The following is a 16,890-nucleotide window of genomic DNA, read 5'->3' on the forward strand; positions in this document are numbered from 1 at the left end:
GGCTCGGATCCCCGGGGAGACGGGCTCAGGTCCTTGAGGGGGCGGGCTCAGGCCCGCAGCGCCTCGTCGAGGGTGGGGGCCGGGAGGAAGACCGCGTCGAGGCCGGTCATGACCAGCAGTTTGCGGGTCGGCGGGTGGGCGCACGCCATCGCGGTCCTGCCGCCGCGGTCGAGTACCCGGCGGCGGGCGCGTACGAGCAGCGCCAGGCCGAAGCAGTCGATGAATTCCAGCGGCCCGAGGTCGAAGACCACCAGCAGCGGCAGTGGCCACAGGGCGGCCGCGTCGAGGTGGGGGTGGACGTCCTGCGCGCTGCCCAGGTCGATCTCGCCGGACAGCTCCACGACGGTGGTCTGCCGGACGCGGTAGGTGCGGGCGTAGGGCGTCGGGGCCGGGAGGATGTCGCCGAGCGGGCAGCCGAACGGCGGCCGGCCCTCGCGGTTCCCGGCGGCGCGGTCGCCGTTGACCCCCTCGTGCACCCGTGCCCCCCATCCCCCTGGCGTGACCTGCGTAACCGTAGCGGTGACGCGGTGCCGCCGGGGAGGGCGACGGGGGGAAACCATGCCGATATTCACCCGGAGGGGTGAAGATCTGCCAAAAACGACCTAAAGGTCACAACTCCCGCTGGAATGTGTTCAGCCAGTCCAGCGAGTCGGCCGGGCTCAGCGCGAGCCGTCCCAGCGCGGTCATGGCCTTGTCGTATTCGACGACCTCGTCGTGCTTGTCGATGTAGAGCGCACCGGTCAGCTGCTCCAGATACACCAGGTCGGGCAGGTCGGACTCGGGGAAGCTGAGCAGCGTGAAGGCGCCGCCGCCGGCCGCGTGGCCTCCGGTGGCGAAGGGCAGGACGCGGACGTCCACGTTGGGCGCCTCGGCGGCCTCCAGCACGTGCTGGATCTGGTCGCGCATCACCTGCCGGGTGCCGAAGGGGCGGCGCAGCGCGCCCTCGTCCATCACGGCGACGAAGTGGGGTGCCCGCTCCGATACGAGGAGCTTCTGCCGTTCCAGGCGTAGGCCGACTCGTCTTTCCACCCAGGAGTCGGCTCCTTCGGGGTGACCGAGCCGGATCACCTGCCTTATGTAGTCCTCGGTCTGCAGCAGGCCGTGCACGAACTGCACCTCGAAGGTGCGGATGAGGGCCGCCGACTCCTCCAGACCGACGTAGGTCTGGAACCAGGTGGGCATCACCTCGCCGTATCCGTGCCACCATCCGGCCGCGTTGGCCTCTCTCACGAGTCCGAGCATGGCGAGCCGTTCACCCTCCTCGGTGACGCCGTACAGCGTCAGCAGATCGGCGACATCCCGCTCCTTGAAGCTGACTCTTCCCAGCTCCATGCGGCTGATCTTCGACTCCGACGCCCGGATGGAATACCCGGCGTCCTCCCGGCTGATCCCCCGCGACTCACGCAGCCGCCGCAGCTGCGCTCCGAGCAGCATTCGTCGCACGATGGACCCGCCTCCCGGCTGCCCTGCGCTCATAGGTCACGCTCCGCCCTTGGTTCATCAGCAGTCTGCCACTAATGGCTTGCGCGCAGTACCCGTCCGGTCACTCTGGATCGTCACGTGCATCAATTCCTTGCAGATGCACGTGCAGACGCTCTTGCATCCCCCGGGTGGAATCCCTGAGCATGGGAACGTGCAGAAACTCCGGGGGCACGCATGAAGGCAGAGGCCGCACCTGTGCTCGACCCGTTATGGCAAGGCGTGCTCGCACCCGAGCGACTTGCCGCGGGTCACGGCGCCACGTGCGAGTTGCCCGCCGCCCTGGAGTCGGTGCGTGAGGCACGCCACTTCACACGTACGACCCTTCAGCACTGGGATCTGGCCGCACTGCTCGACTCCATGGAGCTGGTGGCCTCCGAGCTGGTCACCAACGCGCTGCGCTACGCGGTGCCGGCGGGCACGCCCGGCGCCCCGGTGCGGCTGAGCCTGGTGCGCTGGACCAGCCGGGTGGTCTGCGCCGTCCGCGACCCCAGCGGCGTGGCGCCGATCACGAAAGACCCTGACTTCGTGGCCGAGACCGGTCGCGGACTGCACCTGGTGGACTCCTTCAGCGAGAACTGGGGATGGCACCCGCTGAGCGGTACGGGGAAGGTCGTCTGGGCGCTGTTCCTGGTCGCACCGGCCGGCCAGCGCGGGTAGGGCCGTGACGCGTCAGCGCGTCACGGCCCCGGCACCAGCGGCATCAGATGGTCGAACTCGCCCGCCTTCACACCGATGATCATCGACTCGATCTCCGCCCTGGTGTAAATGAGCGCGGGACCGTCCGGATAGCGCGAATTGCGTACGGCCACGTCGCCGTCGGGCAGTGCCGCGAACTCCACACAGGTGCCATTGGCATTGCTGTGTCTGCTCTTCTGCCAGACCACGCCCGCAAGGTCTTCTGCGGCCATTCCGTTGTGCGTCCGGCGCATCAGCCACTCCCCAAAAGTGCCGTGTGGTACAGGAGATGATAACTCGTGGCGCGAGCACGTGCATGTGCACGTGCAAGTGCACGTGCAGTCACAGCGCGTCATCACGGAGAGCGCTCTGACCTGAATCTGACCGGAATGTGAATGCGACGGCGGTAATCCGGCTACGGTCCGATACGATTGACGATCCGTAGATGAATTCCTCACTCCGCGCTACGAATTGGGAGCAGCCTGCAATGGCTCGTCACCTCATCACCTCGGCCCTGCCCTATATCAACGGGATCAAGCACCTGGGCAACATGGTGGGGTCCATGCTCCCTGCGGACGTCTACGCCCGCTATCTGCGGCAGCGCGGGCACGAGGTGCTCTACATCTGCGCCACCGACGAACACGGCACCCCGGCGGAACTGGGCGCCAAGGAGGCCGGCCTTCCGGTCGACGTCTTCTGCGCCCGCGCGCACGACGCCCAAAAGGCGGTCTACGACGGATACGCACTGTCCTTTGACTACTTCGGCCGCAGTTCCTCGGCGCAGAACGTGGACATCACCCAGCGCTTCGCCCGCCGGCTGAACGAGAACGGCTTCATCGAGGAACGCGCGATCCGCCAGGTCTACTCGCTGGCCGACGAGCGCTTCCTGCCCGACCGCTACATCGTCGGCACCTGCCCGCACTGCGGCTACGACAAGGCTCGCGGCGACCAGTGCGAGAACTGCACCCGGGTGCTGGACCCCACCGACCTGATCGAGCCGCGCTCGGCGATCAGCGGCAGCAGCGCACTGGAGATCAGGGAGACCAAGCACCTGTTCCTCCTCCAGTCCAAGCTGGCCGCCGAGGTGGAGGCCTGGCTCGACGCGAACAGCGACGACTGGCCGACCCTGGCGTCCTCGATCGCCCGCAAGTGGCTCACGGAGGGCCTGCGCGACCGGGCGATCACCCGCGATCTCGACTGGGGTGTGCCGGTGCCCGCCGACACCTGGCCGGAGCTTGCCGCCGAGGGCAAAGTCTTCTACGTCTGGTTCGACGCCCCGATCGAGTACATCGGTTCCACCAAGGAATGGTCCGACGCGGCCCCGGAAGGCGAATCGCGCGACTGGCAGTCGTGGTGGTACGAAGCCGACGAGACGGTGCGCTACACGCAGTTCATGGGCAAGGACAACGTGCCCTTCCACACCGTGATGTTCCCGGCGACCCAACTGGGCACCAGGGAGCCGTGGAAGAAGGTCGACTTCGTCAAGGCCTTCAACTGGCTGAACTACTACGGGGGGAAGTTCTCCACCTCCCAGCGCCGCGGCGTCTTCACCGAAGCCGCGCTCGAAGTGCTGCCCGCCGACTACTGGCGCTACTTCCTGATGGCCAATGCGCCCGAGTCCGACGACACGTCCTTCACCTGGGAGCTGTTCGCGGCCGGGGTCAACAAGGATCTCGCCGACACCCTCGGCAATTTCGTCAACCGGGTGCTGTCCTTCTCCCGCAAGCGCTTCGGCGACGAGGTGCCGGCCGGTGCGCCGGCCGGCGAGGCGGAGGCCAGGCTCGGCGAGCAGATCGCCGGTCTGCTCGCGGAGTACGAGGGCCACATGGAGACCCTCCAGTTCCGCAAGGCGGCCCAGTCGCTGCGGGCGCTGTGGAGCGCGGGCAACTCCTACCTGGAGGAAAAGGCCCCCTGGACGCAGGTCAAGACCGACCAGGACGGCGCCGCCCTGACCCTGCGTACCGCGATGAACCTGATCCACCTCTACGCCGTCGTCTCCGAGCCCTTCATCCCGGCCTCGGCCGCCGCCATGCGGGCCGCCTTCGCGCTGCCCGAGGACGACGCGCGCTGGGTCACCGCGCACGAGGCCCGCACCCTGGCCTCGGTCCCCGCCGGTACGCCCTTCACCGTGCCGCCGGTGCTCTTCGCGAAGATCACCGACGACGACCTGGCCGGTTACGTCGAGCGTTTCGGCGGCGACCCGGACGCCGCCGCCTAGGGTCGGGCGCCGCCGCGCGCCCGTGTGCCGCCGAGTCACCGAGCGGCACCGGGCGCAGCGGCCCCTCCTCCGGCAGCCGCGACCGCCGGGCTCCCGTACCGGGGTTGCACGCGGCGACCAGCGCCGCGGCCAGCCCGAACACCGCGCCCCTGCGGCCTATCGGTATCTGACCGCTCATCCGAAGTCGGCCGACGCCAGCAGGCCCCTGACCCGGGTCAGTTGGGCGGCCGAGGGGTGCGACAGGCAGGCCACCGCCCACACCACGGCGCCCGTCGCCGCGGAGCCGACCATCGTCCGCCCCATCTGCCGGGTGCCGGTGACCGCACGGCAGGACGAGTACGGGTCCTCGTCCGTGAGCGGCAGCTCGTAGCCGCCGAACTTGGCCGCCGGGGCCTTGCTCTGCGCGAGGTGGAACATCACCAGCGCCCCGTCCTCGGCCAGCACACGGGCCAGCGGCGTGCAGAAGCCGTCCAGGGCATGCGCGCAACCGCCCTGGGGCAGGACCAGCTTCTGCGACGACAGGAAGACGGTGTCGGTGTCCTGGTCCGCCAGGACCTTCCAGCCCGGCGGCGGCCGCAGCCGCAACCCGGCCATGCCGGGCGGCAAGTAGCCGCGGCCCGGTGTCGAGCCCGGGGTGGTCGGCTCCTCGCCCCGGGCGCTCGCCGGCGGGCTGCTCGGCAGCTGCGCCTGCCCGCTGGTCGCCACCGCCACGGGAGCCGCGCCGCCCTCCGGCCGGAGCAGGCCGGGCACCGCCAGCAGGCTCGCCGCGAAGGCGACCACCACGCTTCCGGTGACCGCGGCCATACGCCGTCGGCGCCGCCGGACCCGCTCGTGGATACGGTCGAGCCGCTGCGCGGAGGCGGCCGGCTGGGGCACCACCCGCTCCAGCAGCACCCGCAGGTCGTCCTCCTCAGTCACGGTGACTCACCGCCGTCCGCCGTCACCGCGACCGGCAGCCGCCCGCGCAGCGTCCGCAGCGCCTTGGCCGCCTGGCTCTTCACCGTGCCCTCCGAACACCCCAGCACCTCCGCAGTCTCGGTCACGCTCAGGTCCTCGAAGTAGCGCAGCACGACCACGGCCCGCTGCCGCAGCGGCAGCGCCCGCACCGCGGCGGCCAGCGCCTGCTCCAGATCCACCCCGGCGTACGCGTCCTGAGCCAGCGCCCGGTCCGGCAGGTCCCCGTGCGGCACCTCCCCCCGCCACCGCCGGCGCCACCACGAGGCATGCGTGTGCACCAACGCTCGGCGTACGTACGCCTCCGGGTCCTCCTCGGCGATCCGGTGCCACTTCGGCCACACCTTGGCCAGCACGGTCTGCAGCAGGTCCTCTGCGAGGTGGGCGTCCCCGGTGAGCAGCCACGCGACACGCAACAGTCGTTGCCCACGCGCCGCAACAAACCCCTCGAACCCGCCCTCGCCCACGAATGGTCCCTCCCACACCTCTACAACGCCGCGGCCCCCCCATCCGGTTGCCCCGCGGCCCCGTTGCGGCGTGGCCGCACACCCCACGACAGTCCCGTGGTGACGGACCGCCACCGCCCCAGGGGCGCGCGGGGGCACCCCCGGGCGAAGCTCTGGGGGGAGGGCCGAAACAGCCCCTTCCGGACGGTGGCGACGTTCAGCCCGTCAACGGCTGAGCGCGCAGTTCCCCGCGCCCCTGTATGGCGCCCCCTGCGCAACCCGCCACCGGCCGTCGTGTGGCGACGACCGCCACCACCTCAGGGGCGCGTGGGAGTACCCCCATGCGAAGCTCTGGGGGAGAACTGCGCGCGCAACCCGCAACCGGCCGGTGGTCCGGGGACAACCGAACAGCCCCTTTCGCACGGTGGCGACGTGCAGCCCGTCAAAGGCTGCCCTGCAAGGCGCAGCCTTGCGTGAAGGGGTCCGGGGGCGCCCGGGGTTATTTGGCGCGGAGCTGGATGTGCAGCTCGCGTAGGCGGGACTCGGACACCTCCGACGGCGCCCCCATGAGCAGGTCCTGCGCGTGCTGGTTGAGCGGGAACGCAATGGTCTCGCGGATGTTGGGCTCGTCCGCGAGGAGCATGACCATGCGGTCGACGCCCGGCGCGATGCCGCCGTGCGGGGGCGCGCCGAAGTGGAAAGCGCGCAGCATTCCGCCGAATTCCGCCTCGACGGTCTCGCGGGAGTAGCCGGCGATCTCGAACGCCTTGTACATGACGTCGGGTTCGTGGTTGCGGATCGCGCCGGAGGACAGCTCGATGCCGTTGCAGACGATGTCGTACTGCCAGGCGAGGATGTCCAGCGGGTCCTTGGTCTCCAGCGCTTCGAGGCCGCCCTGCGGCATCGAGAACGGGTTGTGCGAGAACTCGACCGCCCCGGTGTCCTCGTTGCGCTCGAACATCGGGAAGTCGACGATCCAGCAGAAGCGGAAGACGCCCTCGTCGTACTGCCCGGCACGCTTGGCGGCCTCGACGCGGACGGGGCCCATGATCTTCGAGACCTCGTCGAAGTCGCCGGCGCCGAAGAAGATCGCGGTGCCCGGCTCGGCGCCGACCGCGGTGACGAGCGCGGCCACGTCCTCCTCGGTGAGGAACTTGGCGATCGGCCCGGTCAGCGCGTTCTCCTCGCCGACCCGGACCCACGCCAGGCCCTGCGCGCCGAGCGAGACGGCGTATTCGCCGAGCTGGTCGAAGAACTTGCGCGGCTGGTCGGCGGTGTTCGGCACCGCGAGGGCGCGGACGTGCTTGCCGGCGAAGGCCTTGAAGCCGGAGCCGGCGAAGATGTCGGAGACGTCGACCAGTTCGAGCGCGGTGCGCAGATCCGGCTTGTCGTTGCCGTACTTGAGCATCGACGTGCGGAAGGGGATGCGCGGGAAGGGCGAGGTGACGGTGCGGCCGCCGCCCAGCTCGGTGAACAGGTCGGTCATCACCTTCTCGATGACGCCGAAGACGTCCTCCTGCTCGACGAAGCTCATCTCGACGTCGAGCTGGTAGAACTCGCCGGGCGAGCGGTCGGCGCGCGAGTCCTCGTCGCGGAAGCAGGGCGCGATCTGGAAGTAGCGGTCGAAGCCGGAGATCATCAGCAGCTGCTTGAACTGCTGCGGGGCCTGCGGCAGCGCGTAGAAGCGGCCGGGGTGCACGCGGGAGGGCACCAGGAAGTCGCGGGCGCCCTCGGGGGAGGTGGCCGACAGGATCGGGGTGGCCATCTCGTTGAAGCCCAGCGCGGTCATCTCGCGGCGCAGGAAGGAGATGACCTGGGTGCGCAGCATGATGTTGCGGTGCATGCGCTGGCGGCGCAGGTCCAGGAAGCGGTTGGTGAGCCGCATCTCCTCGTTGGCGTTGTCCTCGGGGAAGACCGGGAAGGGCAGCGGGTCGGCGGCGCCGAGCACCTCGAGCGACGTCACGTCGACCTCGATGCCGCCGGTCGGCAGCTCGGGGTTGACGTTGTCGGCCGAGCGGGCCAGGACGCGGCCGTCGACGCGGACCACGGACTCCTTGGACAGGCTGCTCAGCTCGTCGTAGACGGGCGATCCCGGGCGGACCACCAGCTGGGTGAAGCCGTAGTGGTCGCGAAGGTCGACGAAGAGGATGCCGCCCAGGTCACGCCGATTGTGCAGCCAGCCGGACAGGCGGACGTCGGTGTCGACGTCGGTGGCGCGCAGCTCTCCGCAGGTGTGTGACCGGTACCGGTGCATCGTGGTCTCGTCCAAGTCGTCAGGTCGTCGCGAGGGTGGGGTCCCGCACAGCCTACCGGCGCCGGAGGCGCCTCCTCATCCGCGTATACGCGGCATGAGCAAGTGGTGCACATTGGCCCATAGCATCCGAGAACCCATAAACTGGGGCAATGCACTCCGAGGAGGTCCTCGCCGCGGTCGGCTCCGGCCTCTGGCAGTGGGACGAGGGCACCGGCAATGTCACGGTGGACGGTTGTGCGGCGCGCCTGCTCGGTCTGTCGGGGGGCGCCGCCACGCACCGCTCCAGCGCGGTGAGGGCCTGCCTCCACGCGGGCGACTACGTGTCGCTGAACGCCGCGGTCTCGCTGGCCGCGGCCGAGGGCACGGTCGCGGAGTCCCTGGTGCGGGTGGTCGGCGACGACGGCTCCGTGCTGCGCACGCTGCGCGCCCGGGTCGCGCCGCGCGGGGACATGATCAGCGGCACCCTGCACGAGGTGCGCAGCGCGCAGCGCCGGACGGGCACGGCGAGCGGGGACTGGCGGCGGGCCAGGGAGGCCTTCCTGCTGGACGCGGGCCGGGCGCTCGCCGAGGCGGACTCCACCGGCGACGTCCTGCGGGTCGCGGCGACCCTGTCGATGCCCGGCTTCTCCCCCGACGGCCTCGCCGTCTTCGGGGTGGAGGGCGACCGGCTGGAGATGATCGGCCACCACGGGCAGGAGATCGCCGACGCCGCCCTCCTCGACATGCCGCTGTCCACCGACTACCCGGCGGCGCTGGTGGCCCGTACCGGCCGTGCGGTCTACGTGACCTCGCCGGAGGAATACGCGCGGCGTTTCCCGACGACCTGGCCGCTGGTCGAGCCGTACGGGCGGGTGTCGTGGGCGTATCTGCCGCTGATCGTCGCCGGGACCACGATCGGCGCCTGGCTGGCGGCCTTCCGCGAACCCGTCGCCTTCACCCCCGACGAGCGCTCGGTGCTCACCACCGTCGCCCGGCTGCTCGGCCAGGCCCTGTCCAGGGCGGGCCTGCACGAGTCGGAGCGGGCGCTGACCGACGGCATCCAGCGCACGATGCTGCCCACGCGCAAGCCCGGCGTCAGCGGGATGGCGGTGGCCGCCCGCTACGTTCCCACCGGCGGCGGCCTCCAGGTCGGCGGCGACTGGTACGACGTGATCGACCTGCCCTCGGGCCGTACGGCGATCGTCATCGGCGACGTCCAGGGCCACGACATCAGGGCCGCGGGCCTGATGGGACAGCTGCGGGTCGCGCTGCGGGCGTACGCCGCCGAGGGCCACGGGCCCGACGCGGTGCTGTCGCGGACGTCCCGGTTCCTGGCCGGGCTCGGCGACGAGCACCACGCCCCCTCCGACGTCCGCTTCGCGACCTGCCTGTACGTCGAGATCGACCCGCTCACCGGCACTCTGGACATGGTCCGCGCCGGCCATCCCGAACCGGCGATCCGCCTCGGCGACGGCACCACGATCGTGCGGCGCACCGCCGTGGGCCTGCCGCTCGGCATCGAGCCGGACACCGACTACCCCACCACCAAGATGGTCCTGGAGCCCGGAGAAGTGCTGCTGATGTGCACCGACGGCCTGATCGAGACCGGCGGCCACGACCTGGAGACCGGCTGGCGCAGGCTGTCCCAGGCGCTTGCCGCCGGTCCCGCGAACGACCTGGAGGTCCTCGCCGACTCCCTGGTCGGCGCCGTCCACGGCCCCGCCTCGCACCACGCCCCGGGCCCGCTCACCGACCGCCGCGAGGACGACATCGCCCTGGTCCTGCTGCGCCGCAACGCCGACGGCCCGAGTTGCGCGGTCCCGGTCCGCCGCACCGTCCAGACCGTCTCCCAGGACGACCCCGGCCAGATCCGCTCCTGCCGCGAGGACATCCGCGCGCTGCTCCACGACTGGGCCTCGCCCGATCAGGTCGAGTCCGCCGTCCTGCTGACCTCCGAGCTGGTCACGAACGTCCTGGTCCACACCGAGGGCGACGCCCTCCTCCTGGCCCAGGTGACCGGCATGCCCGGCACCCGGCGCCTCCACGTCGCCGTCGGCGACCCCTCGGACGACATGCCGCACCTCCGCTCCCCCGGCGAGATGGCCTCCTCGGGCCGCGGCCTCCTCCTGATGGAGGAGCTGGCCGACGCCTGGGGAGTCGATCCCCGCGGCGACGGCAAGTCCACCTGGTTCGAGCTGTACGAGGCGGCGCGGACGCCGTAGCTTTCCCGGACGCGCGGGGCCGCCTGCGGTGGTGCGTCACCCGGGCGAGGGCAGGGCCAGCCCGGCGACGACCGACTTCCCGCGGTACGGGCGCGGCACGACCGCCCAGGCGTCGGCGAGCGCGTCCACGAGCAGCAGCCCGCGGCCCGACTCGGTGTCGGGCGAAGGACGGTGGTCCACCGCGGGCTTGCCCGGCCCCGGGTCGGAGACCGCCAGCCAGTAGTGGCCGTCTGTGGGCCACAGCACGAGTTCGACCACCTCGTCCGCGTCGGCGCACGCGCCGTGCCGGATGGCGTTGGTGACCAGCTCGCTGGTGATGAACCCCAGCTCGGCGTGCAGTTGGGGCGGCAGCCCGTACGGCAACGCCTCCATTACCGCGTGCCGGGCACGGCCCACCGAGGCGGGATGAGCCGGGAACCGCCAGAGGGCGGGCACGACGGGGATTTCGGGCATGGCGAACTCCGTTGTGAGGGTGAGTTTTCGGCGCCGCCGCCGGTGGCATGCCGCCCTGGTCGTGAGCCCACCCCTTCCAGGGCGGATGGGCAGGCTCACGCGGTGCGCTTCCGGCGAGTGACGCGTAGTAGCGTGCGTACTACGGTAGGGCATCCGGGTTACATGTGCTACCGATTCCTGACGGATCGTTGGACCAGCCCCGGCCTGGCACGACAGACTGAGCACACGCGGGAGGGGACCCACATGCCGCCGAGAAGCAACCCGAGCGCGCGCCAACAGCGCCTGGGTGCGGAACTCCGCAAACTGCGGGAGGACGCCGGACTGTCCACCGAACAGGCAGCCGCCCTGTTGGACACCAACCGGACCGTCATCTCCAGCACCGAGGCCGGACGCCACGGGGTCAGCTCCGAGCGCGTGCGGCGGATCGCCTTCGCCTACGAATGCACCGACCAGGCGCTGGTCGACGCACTGGTCGCGATGTGCGGCGACCGCGTGCACGGCTGGTGGGAGGACTACCGGGACGTGCTTCCCTCGACCTTCCTGGACATCGCCGAACTGGAGTGGCACGCCTACGGCCTGCGGGTCAGCACGATGACCCACATGCCGGGCCAGTTCCAGACCGAGGCCTACGCGCGCGCTCTCTTCCGCGCCGCCATCCCGCCGCTCCCCGAGGCGGAGTTCGAGGCCAGGGTCGCCCACCGCGTGCAACGCCACCAGGCCATCGACCGCCCGGACGCCCCGCCGTACGAACTCGTCATCCACGAGGGAGCGCTACGTACCGAGGTGGGCGGCCGTACGGTACTGCGCAACCAGCTCGCGCACCTCATGGCCGCCGCCGACCGCGCCAACGTCACGATCCAGGCCATCCCGTTCTCGGCGGGCGCCTTCCCCGGCTCGGGCCAGTCCATCCTGTACGCCCGCGCCCAGCTCCCCCGCCTGGACACCGTCGAGCTGGACCGCGCCACGGTCGTGGAATTCATCCACCCCGAGGCGCAGTTGAGCAAGTACCGGCTGCAACTCGACGAGATGCAACGCATTGCCCTCCCGCCGGAGAAGACCCTCGACCTCATGCACGCCATCGCGTCCCAGCTCTAGGAGAGTCCACCGTGTCCGACATCACCTGGGAAGCCCCCTTCTGCCAGGACGGCAGCAACTGCTTCCGCATCGGTACGGACGCGGACGGCAACGCGTACATAGCCGTCGCGGGCCAGGAGGACCGCTACCTCACCGACTCGCGCGAAGCGCTGCAAGCGCTGATCGCCGAGATCAAGGCCGGCAAGGCCGACCACCTGCTCTAGGGCCTGGTCACGCCGGCGCCAGCCGATCAGTCGGCGAACCGCAGATCGCTGATGCCCGCCAGGTCGATGCCGTAGCTGGCGTACAGGGCCGTGGTGTTCGCACCCGTCAGCGCGTGACGGGGGAGGGCCAGGCGGTCCGCGGTCGCCCACACCTGATCGGCGTCGTCGGCCTCGATCTCCAGGTAGGGCGGAATCCGCGGCCACGAGTCGATCTCCAGGCGGACGCCGTCCAGCAGCCAGGACGACCGGCGGTTCTCCTGGTACGCCTTGGGCTGGAAGCCCAGGAGGCCGAGGAGTTCGTGGGTCACGTCGAAGTCGCCGACCGTCGTCTCTGTCTCTCGGGTGCCGTCGACGGCGTCATCGCTGATCTCCTTGACGCACAGCGTCACCTCGCTGCCCGTGTCGCGAAGCCGCATCCAGCGGCCCTGCTCGCCGGGGCGGATGTCGTAGACGAAGCGGCGCATCAGCCGGTCGGCCACGTGCTCGCCGCCCGCCGCCGCGATGCGCCGGGCGATGTCGGCGGTGTCGACCTCAAGTGCTCGCATTTCGAACTCGACCTGCGCCATGGGACATGGCCTCCCAGCTTCCGGTGGGTGATCGGCGAGCATCTTCCCGCACTGCGCTGAGGCGCGCACACGCCCCCGTACATCCGGGAGATGGCGGTTTGCGGGAGTCCGCACGCAGGGCGGGCCGGGAGGCTTAACGTGGGGCTCCGCGGGTTCGGGGCAGGGGGTGGCCAGGTGCGCGAGAACCGGCTGGGCGTGGTGCTGGTGCACGGGATCAGGTCCGGACCGAAGGCATGGGACCCGCTGCGGAAGCTGATCGCGGCCGACAAGGGGCTCGGCTTTGCCAGCACGCTGGCCTTCTCGTACGCGACCGGGCTGAAGCGGGTGCATCCGCTGCGGGTCTTCCCGGGGATCGACACCGCCGCGGACAGCCTCAGGGAGTACCTGGCCACCGAGGCGGGCGCGTACGAACACCTGGTGCTCGTGTCGCACAGCCAGGGCGGCCTTGTCGTGCAGCGCTGCCTCGCGCGGATGCTCGGGGACGGGCGGGGGCGCGAACTGGCCCGCGTCCGGCGGGTGGTCATGCTGGCCTGCCCCAACAACGGTTCAGAGCTGTACCTTTCGCTGCGCCGCACTGTGCTCGGGTCCGGCCATCCGCAGGAGAGCCAGCTGCGGCCGCTGAACGAGCAGGTGACGCACACCCTGCGCACGGTGCTGCGGGACGCGGTGAACGCCACCGGGGTCACCGACCGCACCTGCCCGATCCCCTTCTCGGTCTATGCCGGGGAGAGCGACGGCGTCGTACGCCCCGCGTCCGCGCAGAGCGTCTTCCCGGACGCGGCGGCGCTGCCCGGTGACCACGCCACCATCCTCAAGGCCACTACGGCCGATCACCGGACCTTCACCACGCTGCGCCGCCTCCTGCTGGCCGCCGAGGGCGTGGACCGCTCGTTATCCGTCGAGCCCACCGAGGCGCTGGCGGGCCTGCCGCCGCGGTCGCGTACGTTCACCGGCCGCGAGGAGGACGTACGGGCGCTGCTCGCGCTGCTCGCCCCCGGCGGCGGCGGGCAGCGGCCGGTGCTGGTGCAGGCCGTGGCGGGGATGGGCGGTGTCGGCAAGACGGAACTGGCCCTCCAGAGCGCTGAGCGCGCGCTGCTGGAACCCGGCTGGTTCCCGGGCGGCGCGCTGTTCGCCGACCTCAACGGCTACGACCCCGACCCCGGCCGGCGGGTCGGCGCCGCCGACGCCCTCGACGGCTTCCTGCGCACCCTCGGTACCTCCGCCGACGACATCCCGCCCGGGGTCCCCGCACGCTCCGCGCTGCTGCGCTCGGCCCTGACCGCCCGCACCAGCCGGGGCGAGCGGACGCTCCTGGTCATCGACAACGCGAGCAGCGAGGAGCAGGTGCTGCCGCTGCTGCCGCTGCTGCCGGGCGACGGCACCACGCCCGCCCTGATCACCTCGCGCAACACCCTCGCTCTGGGCGCCCGCGTGCACAGCCTCGACGTCCTCGACGCCGAGGCCGCGGCCGACCTCATCCGCCAGGAGCTGCACCAGGCCCTAGGCCCGTCCGACACCCGCGCCGCCGACGACCCCGACGCCACCATGGACCTGGGCCGGCTGTGCGGGGGCCTGCCGCTGGCCCTGCGGATCACCGCCGCACTCCTGGTCGACACCCCACGCCGCCCGATCGCCTCGCTCACCGCCGCCCTGCGCGCCGGGCACTCCCGGCTCGACCACCTCAGCCGCGCGGACCGCGCGGTGCGCGGCGCCTTCGACCTGTCGTACCACCACCTGACGCCCGCCCAGCAGCGCCTCTTCCGCCTGCTGCCGCTGAATTCCGGCCCCGACATCTCCACCACGGCGGCCCACCACCTGACGGGCGACGGCGACGAGGCCACCACCGAGCACCTGCTCAGCGACCTGGCGGCGGCCCATCTCATCGAGCCCGCCCCGGTCTGGGGCCGCTGGCGCTTCCACGACCTGCTGCGGCTGCACGCCGACGAGCACGGCCGGCGCCATGCGGCGGACGACGACCGCGAGGCGGCGCTCGGCCGCCTGCTGGACCACTACCTCAGCACCGCCCAGGCGGCCGACACCTATATGGAGACCCGCGCCGGCGAGCCCGTCTCCGACCTGTTCACCGGGCGCGAGCAGGCCTTGGCGTGGCTGGACGCGGAGCGCACCAACCTCACCGCGGCGGCCACCGCCGGACCGGCCGACCACGAAGCCCACACCGCACTGAGCTTCGCCCTCGCGCGTTACCTCAACTTCCGCCGCCACTTCGACGACTGGTCCGTCCTCGCCGCCCAGGCGGCGGACGCGTTCCACCGGACCGGCGATCGCCACCACGAAGGCACAGCCCTCAACAACCTCGGCCTCGCCCTACGCTTACTCGACAGGTACGACGAAGCCATCATCGCCCTCCAGCAGGACCTGGAAATCTGCCGGGAGACCGACAACCGCTACGGCGAGGGCCAAGCCCTGAAAAACCTGGGCCTCATCCTCCAAGAGCTACGCCGGTTCGACGAAGCCGTCACCGCCTTCACCGTCGCCGCCGACATCTTCCGCCAGACCGACGATCCCCGGAAGGCGGACGAGACGCTGGCCATCCTCGAAGAGGTACGGCAGCAGCAGCACGACGGCCAGGCGTAGCAAGCCGCCTGGCCGTCGTACCGCGAAAGCTCACCCCGAGCCCGGGAAGCGCAGCCCGGGGGCTCAGCCCAGAAGGCTGAGCCCCCGACGGCCGAGCCCCCGGAAACTCACCGCCCGTAGGGCGAGTCCGCCGGGATCGTGCCGAGGCGCCCGGCCTGGAAGTCGTCGAAAGCCTGCGCCAGCTCGGCGTGGGTGTTCATCACGAACGGGCCGTACTGCATCATCGGCTCGCGGATGGGGAGCCCGCCGAGCAGGACGAACTCGAAGTTCGCCGAGCGGGAGTCCTGGGTCTCGGCGGCGCGCACGGTCAGCGTGTCGCCGGGGCCGAAGACGACCGCCTGCCCCATGGCGAAGGGGCGGCCCTGCGGGCCGGCGAAACCGGTGCCGGCCAGGCCGTAGGCGAGGGCGTTGAAGTCGGGGCGCCACGGGAGGGTGACCGAGGCACCGGCGTTGAGGGACACGTGGGTCATGGTGATCGGCGTGTGGGTGGAGCCGGGTCCCGTGTGGCCGCCGATGTCGCCGGCGATCAGCCGGATGAGGGCGCCGCCGTCCGCGGAGGTGAGCAGCTTCAGGCCGCCGGCCCTGATGTCCTGGTACTTCGGGGGCATCATCTTGTCGGCCTTCGGGAGGTTCACCCACAGCTGGAGGCCGTGGAAGAGCCCGCCGCTGAGGACGAGCGACTCCGGCGGGGTCTCGATGTGCAGCAGCCCGGACCCGGCGGTCATCCACTGGGTGTCGCCGTTGGTGATGGTGCCGCCACCGCCGTGCGAGTCCTGGTGGATGAAGGTGCCGTCCATGATGTAGGTGACGGTCTCGAAGCCGCGGTGCGGGTGCCAGGGGGTGCCCTTGGGCTCGCCGGCCGCGTAATCCACCTCGCCCATCTGGTCCATCATGATGAACGGGTCGAGCTGGCGGTAGTCGATGCCGGCGAAGGCGCGGCGGACCGGGAAGCCCTCCCCTTCGAGCCCGCTGGGCGCGGTGCTGACGGCGAGGGCCTGGCGGGGCCGGCCGTCGGCGGGGGCGGTGACGCGCGGCAGGGTCAACGGGTTCTCAACGGTCACGGCGGGCATGGGGGCCTCCTTGGGGGGATGTTCCGCATCCAATGTAGTTGAAGACTGAACATCTAGCAACGCGTGACCATTCCCTCACCCGTCAGGGAGATGCGAAGAGATGGACGAACGGGGAGGAAAGCGTACCTAGCCGTACATCCGGCGCATGGTGAAGTCGACCATCTGCTCGACCGCCTTCGCGTCGAAGACCATCCGGTGCTGGCCGTCGATGTCGAGCACGAAGCCGTAGCCGGTCGGCAGCAGGTCGAGCACCTCGGCGCCGGTGATCACGAAATACTTCGACTCCTTGCCGGCGTAGCGCCGCAGCTCCTTGAGGGAGCTGAACATCGGGATCACCGGCTGCTGCGTGTCGTGCAGCGCCAGGAAGCCGGGGTTCTCGCCGCGCGGGCAGTAGACCTTGGAGGTGGCGAAGATCGCCTGGAAGTCCTCGGCGGACAGCGAGCCGGTAGTGAAGGCGCGTACGGCGTCGGCCAGGGACGGCGGCGAGGGCTCAGGGTAGCCGGACATGGGCGCAGGTCCGCCGGGGGCCGCGCCTTGGCCGGGATTCACGCTCTGGTCGTAGCCGTACACGGGCCCTAGCGTAACGGGGACAGGCGGGGCCTATCGGGGAACGGTCGCGAACCGGCCGCCGGGGAACGAGGAACCCGTCACATCCACCCGTCGGGGGTTGCTTCTTAT

General features: G+C 71.0%; 16 protein-coding genes. 6 read left to right on the plus strand and 10 right to left on the minus strand.

The window, feature by feature from the left end; genetic code table 11:
• Nucleotides 1-47: 47 nt before the first annotated feature.
• Nucleotides 48-476 carry an anti-sigma factor antagonist gene (locus BUE44_RS10030; RefSeq protein ID WP_235002008.1) on the minus strand — a complete coding sequence of 143 codons (429 nt, stop codon included), beginning with the start codon at nt 474-476 and terminating at the stop codon, nt 48-50.
• 133 nt (nt 477-609) lie between these two features.
• A complete protein-coding gene (locus tag BUE44_RS10035; protein WP_073496336.1) occupies nt 610-1,476 on the minus strand; it encodes a helix-turn-helix domain-containing protein in 867 nt (288 codons plus the stop codon).
• Nucleotides 1,477-1,656: 180 nt separating this feature from the next.
• Here BUE44_RS10035 and BUE44_RS10040 point away from each other — a divergent pair, with 180 nt between their 5' ends.
• The gene (locus BUE44_RS10040) at nt 1,657-2,139 is read left to right on the plus strand and encodes an ATP-binding protein (protein WP_107415668.1); all 483 of its coding nucleotides are present in this window, start codon (nt 1,657-1,659) and stop codon (nt 2,137-2,139) included.
• Nucleotides 2,140-2,159: 20 nt separating this feature from the next.
• Here BUE44_RS10040 and BUE44_RS10045 read toward each other — a convergent pair whose 3' ends face one another.
• A complete protein-coding gene (locus BUE44_RS10045) occupies nt 2,160-2,411 on the minus strand; it encodes a DUF397 domain-containing protein (RefSeq protein ID WP_073496340.1) in 252 nt (83 codons plus the stop codon).
• 233 nt (nt 2,412-2,644) lie between these two features.
• Between BUE44_RS10045 and metG the strand changes: the two genes are divergently transcribed.
• A complete protein-coding gene (metG, locus tag BUE44_RS10050) occupies nt 2,645-4,375 on the plus strand; it encodes a methionine--tRNA ligase (protein ID WP_073496342.1) in 1,731 nt (576 codons plus the stop codon).
• A gap of 174 nt (nt 4,376-4,549) precedes the next feature.
• Here metG and BUE44_RS10055 read toward each other — a convergent pair whose 3' ends face one another.
• The 3 genes from BUE44_RS10055 to aspS all read right to left on the minus strand — a co-directional run bounded on the left by BUE44_RS10055 (nt 4,550) and on the right by aspS (nt 8,029).
• Nucleotides 4,550-5,293 carry a hypothetical protein gene (locus BUE44_RS10055; protein ID WP_073496344.1) on the minus strand — a complete coding sequence of 248 codons (744 nt, stop codon included), beginning with the start codon at nt 5,291-5,293 and terminating at the stop codon, nt 4,550-4,552.
• Nucleotides 5,290-5,814 carry a SigE family RNA polymerase sigma factor gene (locus tag BUE44_RS10060; protein ID WP_073496346.1) on the minus strand — a complete coding sequence of 175 codons (525 nt, stop codon included), beginning with the start codon at nt 5,812-5,814 and terminating at the stop codon, nt 5,290-5,292. Before BUE44_RS10060 ends, BUE44_RS10055 begins: the two co-directional genes overlap by 4 nt.
• A gap of 460 nt (nt 5,815-6,274) precedes the next feature.
• A complete protein-coding gene (gene aspS / locus BUE44_RS10065) occupies nt 6,275-8,029 on the minus strand; it encodes an aspartate--tRNA ligase (RefSeq protein ID WP_073496831.1) in 1,755 nt (584 codons plus the stop codon).
• A 149-nt stretch (nt 8,030-8,178) separates the two neighbouring features.
• Here aspS and BUE44_RS10070 point away from each other — a divergent pair, with 149 nt between their 5' ends.
• A complete protein-coding gene (locus BUE44_RS10070) occupies nt 8,179-10,230 on the plus strand; it encodes a SpoIIE family protein phosphatase (protein WP_073496348.1) in 2,052 nt (683 codons plus the stop codon).
• Nucleotides 10,231-10,266: 36 nt separating this feature from the next.
• Here BUE44_RS10070 and BUE44_RS10075 read toward each other — a convergent pair whose 3' ends face one another.
• Nucleotides 10,267-10,683 (minus strand): ATP-binding protein, encoded by a 417-nt coding sequence (locus tag BUE44_RS10075; protein ID WP_073496350.1) that lies wholly within the window; start codon nt 10,681-10,683, stop codon nt 10,267-10,269.
• 243 nt (nt 10,684-10,926) lie between these two features.
• On the opposite strand from BUE44_RS10075, the gene BUE44_RS10080 reads away from it, so the two are divergent.
• Complete coding sequence (locus BUE44_RS10080) at nt 10,927-11,778, plus strand: helix-turn-helix domain-containing protein (RefSeq protein WP_073496352.1); 852 nt, start codon at nt 10,927-10,929, stop codon at nt 11,776-11,778.
• An 11-nt stretch (nt 11,779-11,789) separates the two neighbouring features.
• Nucleotides 11,790-11,981 (plus strand): hypothetical protein, encoded by a 192-nt coding sequence (locus BUE44_RS10085; protein WP_073496354.1) that lies wholly within the window; start codon nt 11,790-11,792, stop codon nt 11,979-11,981.
• Nucleotides 11,982-12,007: 26 nt separating this feature from the next.
• Here the strand turns inward: BUE44_RS10085 and BUE44_RS10090 are convergent, their stop codons facing one another.
• Nucleotides 12,008-12,547 carry a CYTH domain-containing protein gene (locus BUE44_RS10090; RefSeq protein WP_073496356.1) on the minus strand — a complete coding sequence of 180 codons (540 nt, stop codon included), beginning with the start codon at nt 12,545-12,547 and terminating at the stop codon, nt 12,008-12,010.
• A gap of 174 nt (nt 12,548-12,721) precedes the next feature.
• Between BUE44_RS10090 and BUE44_RS10095 the strand changes: the two genes are divergently transcribed.
• On the plus strand, nt 12,722-15,142 hold the full coding sequence (locus BUE44_RS10095) for a tetratricopeptide repeat protein (RefSeq protein ID WP_073496358.1): 2,421 nt from the start codon (nt 12,722-12,724) through the stop codon (nt 15,140-15,142).
• Between the two features lie 107 nt (nt 15,143-15,249).
• On the opposite strand, the gene BUE44_RS10100 is transcribed toward BUE44_RS10095, so the two are convergent.
• The gene (locus BUE44_RS10100) at nt 15,250-16,212 is read right to left on the minus strand and encodes a pirin family protein (protein WP_073496361.1); all 963 of its coding nucleotides are present in this window, start codon (nt 16,210-16,212) and stop codon (nt 15,250-15,252) included.
• A 126-nt stretch (nt 16,213-16,338) separates the two neighbouring features.
• Nucleotides 16,339-16,782 (minus strand): SseB family protein, encoded by a 444-nt coding sequence (locus BUE44_RS10105; protein WP_073496363.1) that lies wholly within the window; start codon nt 16,780-16,782, stop codon nt 16,339-16,341.
• Between the last annotated feature and the right edge of the window lie 108 nt (nt 16,783-16,890).

Source organism: Actinacidiphila paucisporea (assembly GCF_900142575.1).
Lineage (GTDB): Bacteria > Actinomycetota > Actinomycetes > Streptomycetales > Streptomycetaceae > Actinacidiphila > Actinacidiphila paucisporea.